Origin of the sequence: Prauserella alba (assembly GCF_024171735.1) — a bacterium.
Lineage (GTDB): Bacteria > Actinomycetota > Actinomycetes > Mycobacteriales > Pseudonocardiaceae > Prauserella > Prauserella alba.
Map to the genome: position 1 here is coordinate 378,797 of NZ_JAMTCH010000005.1, position 13,589 is coordinate 392,385.

General features: G+C 67.1%; 10 protein-coding genes. 7 read left to right on the plus strand and 3 right to left on the minus strand.

What is annotated here, in order from left to right:
- Nucleotides 1-29: 29 nt before the first annotated feature.
- Both LY12_RS17420 and LY12_RS17425 read left to right on the plus strand, forming a co-directional pair.
- A complete protein-coding gene (locus tag LY12_RS17420; protein WP_253858043.1) occupies nt 30-470 on the plus strand; it encodes a hypothetical protein in 441 nt (146 codons plus the stop codon).
- Nucleotides 467-3,271 carry an AfsR/SARP family transcriptional regulator gene (locus LY12_RS17425; RefSeq protein ID WP_253858044.1) on the plus strand — a complete coding sequence of 935 codons (2,805 nt, stop codon included), beginning with the start codon at nt 467-469 and terminating at the stop codon, nt 3,269-3,271. The genes LY12_RS17420 and LY12_RS17425 overlap by 4 nt, the downstream gene beginning before the upstream one ends.
- Before the next feature lie 86 nt (nt 3,272-3,357).
- Here the strand turns inward: LY12_RS17425 and LY12_RS17430 are convergent, their stop codons facing one another.
- The 3 genes from LY12_RS17430 to LY12_RS17440 form a co-directional block, all read right to left on the minus strand.
- The gene (locus LY12_RS17430) at nt 3,358-5,454 is read right to left on the minus strand and encodes a hypothetical protein (protein ID WP_253858045.1); all 2,097 of its coding nucleotides are present in this window, start codon (nt 5,452-5,454) and stop codon (nt 3,358-3,360) included.
- A gap of 64 nt (nt 5,455-5,518) precedes the next feature.
- Complete coding sequence (locus tag LY12_RS17435) at nt 5,519-7,537, minus strand: hypothetical protein (protein WP_253858046.1); 2,019 nt, start codon at nt 7,535-7,537, stop codon at nt 5,519-5,521.
- A gap of 29 nt (nt 7,538-7,566) precedes the next feature.
- Nucleotides 7,567-8,271, minus strand: a complete 705-nt coding sequence (locus LY12_RS17440; protein WP_253858047.1) for a hypothetical protein — start codon at nt 8,269-8,271, stop codon at nt 7,567-7,569.
- Nucleotides 8,272-9,455: 1,184 nt separating this feature from the next.
- Between LY12_RS17440 and LY12_RS17445 the strand changes: the two genes are divergently transcribed.
- From LY12_RS17445 to LY12_RS17465, 5 genes are all read left to right on the plus strand, one after another.
- Complete coding sequence (locus tag LY12_RS17445) at nt 9,456-9,608, plus strand: hypothetical protein (protein WP_253858048.1); 153 nt, start codon at nt 9,456-9,458, stop codon at nt 9,606-9,608.
- Between the two features lie 34 nt (nt 9,609-9,642).
- The gene (locus tag LY12_RS17450; RefSeq protein ID WP_253858049.1) at nt 9,643-9,969 is read left to right on the plus strand and encodes a hypothetical protein; all 327 of its coding nucleotides are present in this window, start codon (nt 9,643-9,645) and stop codon (nt 9,967-9,969) included.
- Between the two features lie 62 nt (nt 9,970-10,031).
- A complete protein-coding gene (locus LY12_RS17455; RefSeq protein WP_253858051.1) occupies nt 10,032-11,198 on the plus strand; it encodes an AAA family ATPase in 1,167 nt (388 codons plus the stop codon).
- A 35-nt stretch (nt 11,199-11,233) separates the two neighbouring features.
- Nucleotides 11,234-13,003 (plus strand): vWA domain-containing protein, encoded by a 1,770-nt coding sequence (locus LY12_RS17460; RefSeq protein WP_253858053.1) that lies wholly within the window; start codon nt 11,234-11,236, stop codon nt 13,001-13,003.
- Nucleotides 13,004-13,105: 102 nt separating this feature from the next.
- Nucleotides 13,106-13,432 (plus strand): hypothetical protein, encoded by a 327-nt coding sequence (locus LY12_RS17465; RefSeq protein ID WP_253858055.1) that lies wholly within the window; start codon nt 13,106-13,108, stop codon nt 13,430-13,432.
- Nucleotides 13,433-13,589 lie beyond the last annotated feature (157 nt).

Consider the following 13,589-nt stretch of genomic DNA (forward strand, 5'->3'; position numbering starts at 1 on the left):
GCGCGACCGATGTGAGGAAGGAGCACCTGATGGTGAATTCACACGACGAGATCGCTCGCCGACTCGACGAAGTGGATGCCGCCCGCACGGCCCGCCGCGCCGAGGCGGCCACCACGATCGGCGAGCTGGCGCGGCGGCACAGCACGGTGTCCGGTCAGCTGGCCGACCTGGAGCGCGAACTGTCCACCGCGGTCGCCAGTGCCGCCGACGTCATCGACATCGCCGAGCTGGCCCAGGTCATCGACGTCCCGGCCGCAGACCTGACGCGGTGGAAAGAAAAGGCCGCCAAACCACGCGGACGGCCCCGCAAACGTCCCGCCACCGAGAACGCCCGCGCTCGCCGCTCGCGGCCACGCCCTTCCCACACCGAAGCCGCATCCACACCACAGACCGCCGCACTGGACAGCCCCGACAGCGGTGGCAGTGACGACATGTCCGCGGCATCCCCACCCGCTGCGAGCACCGGATGAGCCGACGACTCCGTCCCTCGCGCCGGGCCGGGCGACTCAGCCGCGTCGGGTCGGCAGTGCTCGCCGGGGTCGTGCTGCTCGGACTGCTGGCGGGGGTACCCGGAATGCTGATCGGCGGGGTGGGCTGGCCCCTGCCAGACCACGTGCCCAGCCTCAGCGAACTGCGCGCCGTGGTGACGACGCCGATGTCGACGGCATTCCTGCTCGATGCGCTGGCCTGCGCGGCCTGGGTGATCTGGGCGGTGTTCGCCGTCGACGTCGCCGCGTGCGCCCGTGAGGCTGCACGCGGCACCCGTCGGCCGCCACGGGGACCGCTGCGGCGCGTGGCCGGAGTCCTCGTCGGAGCCCTGCTGGTGACCGTTCTCGGGCGCTCCGCTCTGGCCATGCCGGCCAGCCCGGGCCTACCTGCCGCGACAGCTGGGCCGAGTACGCCCGCAGCCACCGCACCGTTCATGACCGAGCAGCCCCGCCACACACCGGCCGACACGCGCACCGGTGGACTGGAGCGGGTGCGGCCCCCGTCCGAGGGCGTACACGACTCGCTGTGGCGGATCGCCCAGCGACGCCTCGGCGACGGTGACCGCTGGCCCGAAATCTGGGCGCTCAACCGCGGCAGCACACAGCCCGGACCGCGCGTGTTGACCGACCCGAACCTCATCCACCCCGGAGACCTTCTGCGCCTACCGGCCGACCACACCACCCCGACACGCGACACCCCGACAGACACTGCCGTCCCACCGACGCAGCCCGCACCGCCCACCACGCCATCACCGCCCGCGACTGCCACACCCACACCCGCGCCGACGCCGGACGGGGCAGCCGACGCAACGGAGGAGGGCGATCCTTCCTCCGGGGTGGTCATGTGGGGCGGCGAGGCACTGGTCGGGCTGGGGCTGGCGGCGGCGGTCAGCGCCCTGCTGCTGCGCGCGCGACGCCGCCGCCACGCCCGCTACCGTCCCGGCAGTCTCGAACGCGGCGACGACCCACCACAAGCCCCGGTGGTCTATCAGCTGCGCCTGGCCCATCTACACGCCCAGCACGACGACCCCGCACCCGTACTCGAACCCGTCCCCGACGACACCGACACCAGCGACACGCCCGTTGTCGACGCGCAGCACCCCGCGCCCGCGAACTCGGCAAATCCCCACACTGCGCGAGTACTGGCGGCGCCCGCACGCCACGTGGTCACCGACGACACCACCGCAGCCGCAGCCCCCGCGCTCCCGGTGGACGTATCCATCGTCGGCACGGCAGGGGAGAGGTCCACCAGTACCCGGATCGCACTGGACCTGGCCTGCACCCACGGACTGGGCATGGTCGGACCCGGTGGCGACTCCGCACTCCGCGCGCTGCTGCTCACCCTCCTGGCCCCGACTACAGGCAGCCCACCCGCGCCGACGGTCCTGATACCGGACGGCGACCTGACCCGTCTGCTCGGCACCACCACCTCGCCCGAGGACGTTCCCGAACCGCTCACGGTCGTAGCCGACCTCGACACCGCGCTGTCCACACTGGAATCAACCACCGACCACGACACCAGGCCGACCGTTGTGGTCGCCTCGCCGCCAGTTCAGACCGCCGGCCAGGCACGGCTTCAACATCTCCTGGACAACCACGCCTCCCGCGGGGTCACGGCGCTCCTGCTCGGCCCATGGCGGCCCGGGGTGACCGCCTACGTCACACCGAGCGGCACCATCTCGGCCACCGGCCCCGGCCTCGGCCAGCCCTTGCGCGGCACCCGCGCCCTCCGACTGCCGCCCGCCGACGCCCGTGACCTCCTCACGTTCCTCGCCCGCACCCACCCGCCTCGAGGAAGCGACCGGACCGCAGAAGCAGAAGACGAGATCTCGCCGCACCTCACCATGACCGCGTCGGCAGCGGAGGGCCGCGGCGAGTTGGAAATCACCGCGCACCCCACCTCAGCAGCCCAGCCGCCGCACCCCGAACCCGACGCACCGCGCCCGCCCGCCACGAGCCAGGGCGAGCCAGCCGGGCCGGATGCGACGCCGCTGCGGTTCACGGTGCTGGGCAGCCCCGCCCTGCACTGGCGACCCCACCCCGAAGGCGCGGAGGAGGACCTCACCGGCCGGTTGAGCACACGGCCGCTGGAAGTCCTGACCTATCTTGCAGTGCATCCCGACGGAGTCTCGCGCGACCGTCTCGTCGATGCCCTCTGGCCCGAGACCCCGCCCCGCAACCCGGCCAGTGCGATCCGCACCGTCCTGGCCCGGCTCCGCCGAACCCTGTCCGAGGCCGCTGGCGCTGCCGCAACGAACCTGATCCTGGCTGAACGCGGTCACTACCGTCTCAACTTCGCCCTGGTTACCGTCGACTACCGGGACTTTGCCGCCGCCGTGGCCCGCCGCCGCTACGCCACCACTCCTGACGAACGCACCGCCGCGACCGAGGCGATCGTGACCGGCTACACCGGAACGCTGGCAGACGGGCTGGACGCCGAATGGCTCGTCCCCATCCGCGAAGCCACTCGCCGCGACGCGCTCGACGCCGTCGCGGCACTGGCCCGCGCCCGCGTTGCTGACGACCCATCATCCACATTAGACCTTCTGGAAACCGCCCGAAGTTTCGATCCACACAACGAACTTCTGTACCGCGACATCATGCGCCTGCAACACACCCTCGGACGCCACACGGCGATCGCCGGGACCCTCACCCTGCTCCGGACCCACCTGGCCGACCTCGACACCACCCCCACCGCGGACACGGTGGAACTAGCCCATCGTCTCCAGCAGCAGCACACGGGAATCCCCACCCGCGAAACGACCGCCGATCGCCATTCCTGACGTCATCGATGACCTAACTGCCAACTGGCGATACCGCGCAGCGGCACAAAGCACGCGGTCTCACACGTGGCTTCGACTAGATCGTGCTATCTGACACTCATGCCCGACGGTCTAGTCTTATTGCCCGGGATATCCACCAGGATGAGGTGTCTCGGCGCGCTGTCCCCAGGCACGTTGAAGGTCGTTGCGTTGAACAGCGATGTGACGAGTGGAAGTGGGTCCCCCGCGGGAAAAGCCTTCAATCGCAACGCCACCAGGAATCCCAGACTGATGTCGGTTGCCTGATAGGTCACTGCCTGTTTCACGTACGCGAGCTTGTCCGAGAGGTCTTTCTTGGTGTGGTCCGCCTTCAGTTCCAGGTGTAGCGCGAACGTGCTGTACTTGACGCGAATGTCGACCCGACCACTCCCGATATGCGGAACTTCTAGCTCCACGGCCTGGCCGAGTGCGCTCATCAAGTAGTCATAGAGGTCCTGGTGCAGGTCGTTCTCGTCGGCGTCGTCTCTGAACAGGTATGACTTGCGATCCGATTGAGCATTGACGCGGTCGGCCACGAACCGGATCATGAGCACGATCAGCTGGTCGGTTGCCTTCCGAGCCTCGCCGTTGTAATCACGGCACGTTACCAGGGCTGTGCGAAGTCGGTTGAGGATGTCTTCCTCGAGCAGGGTGATGTTCTGGGCGATCTGCTTGTTTTCGACCGCCCGCACGATCCTCTGAATCGCTTCGGGTTCGAGGTTTGCAAGCCTCTCAGCGTACGGCGTCTCAGCGCCGACAATCTGCTCAAGTGCTCGCGGCAGCGACGCATAGGCCGTGCCGCCTTCGGCTTTTCCCGGCGGAGTACCTCGCCGCGCTGCTTCACGGGTGGAGCTAAGCAGTTGTCTGGCGGTGTCGAGATCGACAGCCGTTGACGACTCATCATCCCGAGTGGTGTTGGCCCGTTCCATCAGTTCGCGGGTATACTGCTCAAGGTTGGCAAGGAACCCTGCCTTCGATGCGAATCCAGCCTCGATCACGGGCTGCACCACGCCGCGAACTGCGTCGAAGTCTTCGTCACGCCGGACCACTAGAGCTGACCTGGACGCGAGGTAAATCTGCAGCATCCTGTCGATGACCTGCTCGGGCCGATAGAAGCTCTCCTGCGCGAACCTATCACGGACCTCGCGAAGGTCCTCGGCAAGCGCGACCCAGGCCGCAAGCGTCTGCGTCTTCATGTCCAAATACCAGTGGTCCAGGTCGCTGGAGGTGATGTTGAATTCTGCGGCTCGAGCCACGATCGTCTCGACCGTGCCAGCATCCGGAATCGCCGACTCAAGCGCCGGGAGTGGCTGATCTTCTGCTGAGACGAGCTTCGCGATAATGTCCAAGACCCCGGCGAGGACCTCGGCATCCTCGCGTTCATAGGTTTTGGCAGCGATGGCGAGATAGTCGCATGAGGTTTTCAGGTGGTCGGCCATGGCTGCCGGCGTAGGTGCGCGCAGCGCGGTCACAAGTTCGATGTTTGCGAGCACCCAACTTGCATCAGACTCAACCGCAGCGGTGTCCGCCTCGGGGGCCGGCGTCCCGGACGGTGGCGTCAGCCCCGCCTGCACCTTCACGACATGGGCGAACTCGGCTGCTGCCGGCCAGTAGTCGACCGCCGTGCCGACCGATCGGATGACGGCCTTCGCGAGCCGCGGCGGGACCGGCGTCGTGCATCCCTGCAGGAACGCTAGGAGCGCGAAGGGTGTCTTGTGGTTCTCGCCGACCCGAAGTTGAGTGAGGCTCTCGAGCGCGTCGGCTGTGCGAGAAACGTCAGCTTCGCTCGGGCTGCCGATCTGTGCGAACCTCTCGACTAGTGTCTGAAGCTTCTCTGCGAGGTAGACACCTTGGGCTGCGACAGTGGAGGCGGATGCCACGAGCATCGAGACACAGTCGCCGAAACCGGCGGGGCTGTGAACCTCCAGGGTCGCGTCAACCACTGCGCGGATCGCAGCGGCGGCCTCCGGGTCGGCCGGGTCGGCGTCACGCACCACCAACGCGATGAAAGGGACGATCGCGGGGTCGCGAGCCAGGTCTGCGACCTGGCTCGCGATGTACTCCCATCCGCCGAGTTCAGTGATCGCCGTGGGGCCAGGCTGTCCGCTGGTGGCCTGGAGAAGCTTGCGGAACTCAGTGCCGAGTGGCGATCTCGCAGCATTCACTCGGACTCCTTCCATCTACCTCTCACATGCGCACCGCACCACACTTCCGGTACGCAGTCGAGCATCACCACACGTAGGCGTCGTCAACAGCGACCCGACGATTCTCCTCCGGCAACAGGTCCACCAACGGCCCGGCACTGCGGGTGGCAACGAAGATCTGCATGTCCGCTTCGCTTGCCACCGCCTGTAGGGCTTCGACCATCGTCGCCAGGTCCGATTCCGGCACCTCCTCGGCAGCCGGCGAGTCCAACACGAGCAGCCCAGGATGTCGGCCGACACCGGAGACGTATCCATGCTTGATGATAGCGATCGCGGTCGCGATCTTGACGCGCAGCTTTTCCCCAGCGGTCAACTTTGAGTAGGTCGCAGGCTGGCCACCCTTCGTCACATCGAGTTGCCCGTTACCGCGCAGTCGCACGTCACGCAGGGAGTCGGCTCCAAACGAGACGGCTAGGGTTTCGATGTCTGCTGAGATCCGGCGCAGTAGCGGCGTCTGCGCATCTTTAACCCACGCCAACACCACGTCGTTGGCTGTTTTGAGAACTGCACCCGCTTCCAGATCAGGCGGATCTTCGTGTGCGCTGACGGTTGGCTGTGCGAGTGCGTCTCGCGCACCTCGCGCCCGCGCGAGCTCTAACTCGACTGCGCGGCGTTCTTCGGCTGCTGCGAGCAATTCCGCACCGTGGCAATCTTCAGTTGTGGCCTGGTCGCGCTCGGCTACCTTCTCGTCGAGCTGGGACCGCAGGCTCTGGACAGACTGCTTGGCGGCCGCGAGCGCGGATTCCAGAGCATCGATACTGTCGACTGGGCTGGGCTCTTCGTCCTCGTCACTGCCGTCGGGGCCGTTGGCTTCCGTCTGTGATTCGGACCTCTGAACCTCGACATCGTAAACCTGCAGGTTTAGGTCTTTCATGCACAGGGAGCACTCGTGGTCGGTCTCTTCCGCGGCCTGTTGCTCTTCAGTGACAGGTGACGCGCATCGGGGACACACGGTTGGTTTCATCCGGTGGAAAAACTTGCTTAGTCGGGCATCCTCCAACAGCGTGTGTTGGCGGGCTTTAGCCGCGCGCAACTGCGCGTTGATCGTGTCGAGTGCTTCCGTTTCGGACAGCAAGCGTTGCTCGAGGCTGTACACCTCGCGCGCTAGCTCGGACACGCGGGCCGCGGACCCGAGCATCTGCGGCACGTCAGGAGTCTCTTCGGGCAGGGCCGCTAGTTTTGCGGCCAGATCATCGACCTGTTTCTGTGCCGAGGCATGGGCACCACGAACCGCATTTCCGACGGTGCTCGCCTCTTGCTGAACCGCCTCTTGGCGCGAAAGGAAGCCACGCAACGCAGTCGCCGAAGCGGCGACGGCCGGCGCCCAGTCGGTCCCGACGAACATCTGCAACATCCGAACACCGATCGCGGTTACGTTCCCCACCACAGGGTCCAGAGCGTTTGCCCGGACGGCCAGGGCGCTGGAATACGCAGGCCAGGTGTGTCGTATCTCCCGGTCGTTCGCCCACACCGGGATCTGCTCAAGCCGCATTCGCGTCATCATCACCGCTCCGATGACCCCCTCGAACTGTTCGGGTCCGTCGAACGTCCCGAGCTCGTGAGAGTGCCCGCCAGGATGAACGTTCCAGATCGCACCGGTCGGGTGGCCATCCCTCGTCTGGAACTGTACTCGAATGCTCTCCGATCCGACCTGCCAGTCCACTTCGACACCTTTGATCCAGTGTTCGACGTCGGATTGGAAGTTCGAAGCTCGACCCGTCAGCGCCCACATGAGCACGTTCAGCACCGTCGACTTGCCTCGCAGGTTCTTCCCGCTCCCGATTCCGTTCACACCGGGTTGCGGCGACCAATCGAAGTCGAACGGCACCTGAACGAGCGAGTTGCGCCCTTCACTGTCGGTTCGAGGTTCCGCTGTTTGGGCCGTTTGATGCGTCTGTGACAGCTCTTTGGTTCCCCAAAAGTGGATACGTTTCACTCTGAGAGGGACCGGCACCGCCCTCGTCGCGGATGTCGGCACCTTGTGGTCGCGCAGAATCGCCTCGATCTCGTCAGCCGAGAGTTGAAGATCATCTTTCTTGGCCATCTTCTTGAAAACTGCGTCTGATAACGCGCTCACGATTCGCTCGCACCCCCGTCGTGCTCGTCCTGTGTTGTTGCCGCCGCCGCGAGAGCTGCGAGTCGTGTTCGTACGCGATCGGTGATCGGTCCAATGCGCGTTCCCAACTCAGTCTGCGCGTATGTCGCCTGCTCGTACTGCCGCTTCTTCAAATCACCACCGCGGTCATCGCCAGCGACCAGATGAACCAGAAACGCCTGATCGGTGTACCAACTCAGTACCGGGTCCGTGGTGATCTCGGCGACTGCGTCCGCCCCGGGCGGCGTCAGGTAGAACTGGCTGCGGTGTCGTTTCCGGCCAGGCTCGCCCGCACGCCTCACGGTGGCGAGACCGTAGACCTCAAGTAGTGAGAACGCGTCGTCCAGCGGCTCGTAGGCCCCGAAGAACCATCGAGGCATCGGATACCAGCGTAGGTCCGGCTCCGGGTCATCCAGTAGATCGCGTGCGTGCTGAAGATATGATGGGTCCAGGCCGCATTCGACCCGCGCGATGAGTTGGTCCGCGAGGTAGTCCGGATTGCGCATCCAGAAGTCCATCGCTTGGAGGCGAAGCTCGCTGCGTACGACCTTGATGGTGTCAGGAGGGTCGAGGTCGGTGACCGCTTCTCCACACCTGTCGAGTAGGGCCAGCAGCCGGATGGCATGTTGGGTGCGGGTGGCGGAGGGCCGTGCGAAGCTCGCGTCGGCGCCGTTGGTCGTCATGAGCCCCTACCGGACTTCATTGGTCATGAGACACTCGTAGCGCGTCGAACTGGCCGTCGAGCGTAGCCAACACGAGTACTTCCTGGTCTCAATGAGCCGATCATTGCTAGTCACGTCACCCCCCATAGGCTTCCCGCACAACTGTGCACGGAAACCGGGGTTTGATCATCCTCCAAATGGGTTAAACAGGTCGGTGATCCAAACCGATCGCCGTGTTCAATGCGCGCTTCTGCTCGCGTGACCGGATGTGCGCTCCGTCTGGCCCGGGTATCTACCGTCCAGTTTGCCGCCGAATGCATATCCGATGCTGTGTGATAAGCGCATCGACGTAGTGAATGTCGAGTCGCCGGAATCGACACCGACGCCGTCACTCGCTATCGCTACAAAGAGACTCGTGTGAACCGTCGCGCCCGGCCGGCGGCCGATGCTAGCGTCACGACACATCACCCCGCCCCGGATGACGTCGACAACGACCGTCGCGGGCGGGTCTGGCTATTTGCGAAAACCGTGACCACATCATTCCGTCCTCGGGCATGCTGTCCGAGATATGCCGCACCATCTCACCCAGGTGCCACCGGCCCCGCGCCGTGTCTGAACCCGCCGTCGCGCGCGTCGGGCAGCGCACCCCACCGACACCGTGGACGAAACTCGCGCCGCTGCACGTGCCTGTGCACCTGCCACTGCACCCGCCGTCGCGCAATCCGTCTAAAGCGGAACCCCTTACGGTCACTATCGTCCCAGCTCAGGGCGTTTCACGGGGGTTCCAGCGGTGTCCCCGACTCGCTTGGGAACAAGCAGGTCAGCACATCAGGCCGGGCAGGGACACGAGGCAGGTCTACGTGGGGGTCGTCGGGGATCCCAAGCGTGTTACCCCTGTCTCACCGTTCGTCCGTTCTTCTTCTACCTTATTCCTTATTCTCTATTTCTCCGGGTATTACTATTGCCGCCCTTTCGTCGTTCAGTGTGACGAAAAATGGCGTCGGTGATCGAATCCGCATTAGTGGAATGTTTAATGTCGCAACCGGTAAACGTGAACGAAATTCCTTGAAAGTGACCCCGGAAAACCGTTGCGGGGCGCGCGATTTCGGGTTATGTTTGTTGTGTCACCAGGAAAACCGGAAGCTGTGCCGAATTGTCCGGCCGCACGGTTTAACCATCACCCGAAACCGCGAACGGGGAACGCTATGTGTTATGCCGACATCACCACCCACGCCGACGGCACCGCCACCGCATTGTGTTACTGCGGGTGGACCGAACAACACGCCAGCGCCGACGCGGCCGATGCAGCGGCCGCCGCCCACCAGTACGCCGCCGAATTCGACGCCGCCGACCACTGACCCACTCACGCACCGACCGGAAGGGCCCCACGCCATGAACCACACCCCCGCCCGGGACCCGCACGCGTTGCGCCGCGTGGACCCCACCGCCGACCCGGCCCCGCTGCCGGACATCGTGACGCGCCGATTCACTGCCCACGGGTGCACCGTCACCGCCGTGATGATCGATCCGGCCGATGCGCAACAACTGTTGTACGGGGCGGTGACGCGGCCGGACGGTCGATTGGTCGGAACGTATTACCCGGCCGACCGGGTGCGTGGTGATCACTGGCGCGTGGTGACCGCCGACGGCGCCCACTACCACGCCACCAGCGAACACCACGCCGTGGAAGCGCTCACCACCGAACTTGCCGCCGACTAGCCGCCCCCTTTTCCGTCACCGCTGGCCCACACCGCCCCGCCACTGGAAAGGACACCGCCGCCATGACCACGCCCACGACGACGACCACGGCACCGACCGGATCGGGCGCCGCGCCCGCTGGCGCGGGTACGGCCGCCCGCTTACGCAACGGCGAACTACGCCGCATGGTCGCCCAGCACCTGGCCCAAGACCCGGGCGCCGCGTTGACCCCCGGCCGGATCGCTGCCGCATTGGGCCGGTCATCCGGGGCCGTGGGCAACGCGCTGGCTACCCTGGCCACACGCGGCCAAGCCCGACAAGTCGGCACCAACCCCGTGACCTACCAGGCCACCGACACCACCCGCGACGCGGCAACCGCCGCAGCCACCACGCGGCAAACCGCCGCATCCGCTGCCCACCCCCAGCACACGGGGGCCGCCGGATCCGCGATCGTGACCGGCCCCGTTCGGCGGCCGAACGGGCAGATGTACCACCCGCGCAAACTGTCGGGCCTGTCGGACGTGACCGCGTTGCGACGGCTACGCGAGGCAGGCGTGCCCGCCCTGATGTACGGACCGCCCGGAACCGGGAAGACGTCGGTCGTGGAAGCCGCGTTCGACGACCTGATCACGGTGCCCGGCGACAGCGACACCGTGACCGACGATTTCGTCGGCTCCTACACCCAGACTCCCGACGGGCGCTACGAATTCGCCTACGGTCCGTTGGTCACGGCCATGCGCGAAGGGCGCGCGTTGTTCATCGACGATGCCACGTTGATCCCGCCCACCGTGTTGGCCGTGGTCTATCCCGCCATGGACGGGCGGCGCCAGATCATCCTCAAGACGCACAAGAACGAAGTGATCTACGCGGCGCCCGGGTTCTACGTCGTGGCCGGACACAACCCCGGCGTGCACGGGGCCGTCCTCACCGACGCCCTGTCGTCCCGGTTCGCCGCCCAGATCCACGTTTCCACCGACTACGACCTCGCCGCGCAACTGAAGATCGACAACAAGGCGGTCCGGGTCGCGCGGAATCTGGCAGCGCGGCTCGAGAAGGGTGAGATCGGGTGGGCGCCGCAACTGCGGGAACTGATCGCGTTCAACCGGATCGCCGAGGTACTGGGCACCGCCGCCGCTGCCGGGAACCTGGTCGGCATCGCACCGGAAGCCGACCGCGACGTGGTCGCCGAGACCGTGCGCAACGTCTTCGGCGCCGATATGGCCCCGTTGTCACTGGGACCGCAGTTCTGACCCGAACCCACTTCCCAGAAAGGGGCACGCCCGCCATGAGTACCCACATCGCCGCGCCCACCGCGCCACCGACTGCCGTGTTCCCCACCACGCCGGGATGGTTGACCTTGTCGGCCGCGTTCGGCGACGAGGTGCCCGCGATCGCCGACCGCGACGACCTCGTCGTGACCGTGGCGCCCGGGGCCGGACGTGGCGCTCCTGCCTGTTTCGTTCCGGACGTGGCGACGATCGAAGTCGACGGCTCGCACATCGACGCCCACGTCGACCCCGCCACCGTGGCCCCGCATCGCGTCGGCGACCGCAAACGCTACGGGGTCGCGTGGGGACTGCTCACCCACGAGTGCGCACACGCCAAACATTCCCAATGGCGCGCCCCCACCACCGCGCCACCTGGAGCGCGTGCAGCGGCCGAACTGCTGGAAGAGTCCCGCATCGAGGCCGCCCACCTGCGCAGACGCCCGGCCGACCGGTACTGGCTGCGGGCCAGTGCCACCAACCTCATCCTCGCCGACACCCAGGCCACCGCAGGACAAGGTCCGGCCATGACCGCCGACGACGCCGCACGCTGCGCGGCGCTGCTGCTGGCCCGAGTGGACGGCGGCGTGCTCACCACCGCCGAAACTGCCCCGGTGGCCACCGTGATCGACAGCCTTCTCGGCAGTACCACCCGCGAGGCCCTGCGTGAGATCTGGCAGCAGGCCCACACCACGGCCGACGACGACGCCGAGGCCATGATCGAACTCGGCCGACGCTGGTGCGTAGCACTGGGCACCGACCCCCACCAACAACCGCCCACCCCCGGCACATCCACCCCCACGGCCGGGTCGGCCGACAGCGGCGCCCAGCCCAGTGGCGCGCCCCCGTCGCCACTGACGGAAGCCGTGGCCGCGACAACCCAGGCCGTGCGCCGCGCCGTGGCCACCGCACCCGCGCCGAGTGATCCGGTCACCCGCAAGCTCGAGGCCCGTGCGGCCGACGACGAGGCCCGCGAGCGGGCCCGGTCCAGTGCCCGCGCCGTCTTCAACGGAGGTCGTTCCGCGCGGCGCCGGGGTGCCCCGCTACGTGGCACCCGCACGCCAACCCACAGCGAACGGAACGCCGCACGACAGCTGGCCCGCGCCCTGACCACGGCCGGGACCCGCGAACGCACTCCGACCAAAACCCGCTCGACCGCGCCCCCGGGACGACTGAGCATGCGCGGGGCCATGGCCGCCGACGCTCAACGTGCGGCCGGTGCGATCCCCACCGCCGAACCGTTCACGCGCACCACCCGTACCACTGTGCCTGCCCCGCCACTACGTATCGGGATCGCGTGCGACGTGTCCGGTTCCATGGCCTCCTTCGCCGAGCCCACCGCGTCGGCCGCGTGGATTCTGGCCGAAGCCACCCGCCACACCGCCGTCGTAGCCACCAGCGCGGCCGTGATCTTCGGGCACACGGTCCGTCCGGTCACCCATCCCGGCACCACACCGCCGCACGTCACCGAGTTCGGCACCGGCGACCGGGCCCACCAGATCGACACCGCGATCAGCGCCCTCGACGGTGCCCTCAACCTGGGCCGACCCGACGCCGCGCGCCTGTTGGTGATCATCTCCGATGGGCGCTTCGAAACAGCCACCAAAGCCCCCGCTCAGCGCGACCTCGACCGTCTCCGCGCCAACGGGTGTGGCGTGCTGTGGCTCGAACCTCACACGGGCGGCAACGAGCCCATGCGCGGCGCGACCGTGCACACCCTCACCGACCCGACCACCACGGCCCGCGCGATCGGCCGCGCCGCCACCGCAGCCCTGCGCGCCGCCCACTAACCCCGCACGCGACGACCGCGTAGCCGCCGCCGCGCGTGTGCGGCCCCGTGTCCCCACCGGCTGCGCCGCCCGACAGCCACACCGGAAAGGACACCCGCAGCCATGATCGACCCACCCGCGCCCGCCTACATCACCCTCGACGACAACACCATCGGTACGCGGCAGCGCTACACCTATATCCGTATCGTGCGCAGCGGCGACCATCGCATCCGAGTGCGCATCGATCGCGATACCTACCGTGCCCAATCGAGCGCGACCGCCGAGGTTCTCTCCGAGCATCTGACCTGGACCCACCTTGTCTCGGAAGATCCGAGTACCTGGCACGACCAGACCACCCCACCCGGGCACTGGTCGGTGCACTGTTCCCACGAACTCGCAGACCTCGCCGAACGCCTGCTTATCCGCGCGACGACCGTGCTCAACGGCTAACCGCCATGCGACCCCGCGCCTGCCACCACGACGCCGGACCAGCATCATCCGACCGAGGTCGGCGCCTTACCTGGGCTGTGGTGGCCGTACTGCTACCCGGCCCTTGGACCCCGGTGGTCGTGGCCGCCTACCTTCTGCGCCGCACCATCGAACGCAT

Bases quoted from the DNA above. Each gene is read 5' to 3' on its own strand.
- LY12_RS17420 (WP_253858043.1), top strand. From the start codon at position 30: ATGGTGAATTCACACGACGAGATCGCTCGCCGACTCGACGAAGTGGAT.
- LY12_RS17455 (WP_253858051.1), top strand. From the start codon at position 10,032: ATGACCACGCCCACGACGACGACCACGGCACCGACCGGATCGGGCGCC.
- LY12_RS17425 (WP_253858044.1), top strand. From the start codon at position 467: ATGAGCCGACGACTCCGTCCCTCGCGCCGGGCCGGGCGACTCAGCCGC.
- LY12_RS17450 (WP_253858049.1), top strand. From the start codon at position 9,643: ATGAACCACACCCCCGCCCGGGACCCGCACGCGTTGCGCCGCGTGGAC.
- LY12_RS17440 (WP_253858047.1), bottom strand. From the start codon at position 8,271: ATGACGACCAACGGCGCCGACGCGAGCTTCGCACGGCCCTCCGCCACC.
- LY12_RS17460 (WP_253858053.1), top strand. From the start codon at position 11,234: ATGAGTACCCACATCGCCGCGCCCACCGCGCCACCGACTGCCGTGTTC.
- LY12_RS17435 (WP_253858046.1), bottom strand. From the start codon at position 7,537: ATGGCCAAGAAAGATGATCTTCAACTCTCGGCTGACGAGATCGAGGCG.
- LY12_RS17465 (WP_253858055.1), top strand. From the start codon at position 13,106: ATGATCGACCCACCCGCGCCCGCCTACATCACCCTCGACGACAACACC.
- LY12_RS17445 (WP_253858048.1), top strand. From the start codon at position 9,456: ATGTGTTATGCCGACATCACCACCCACGCCGACGGCACCGCCACCGCA.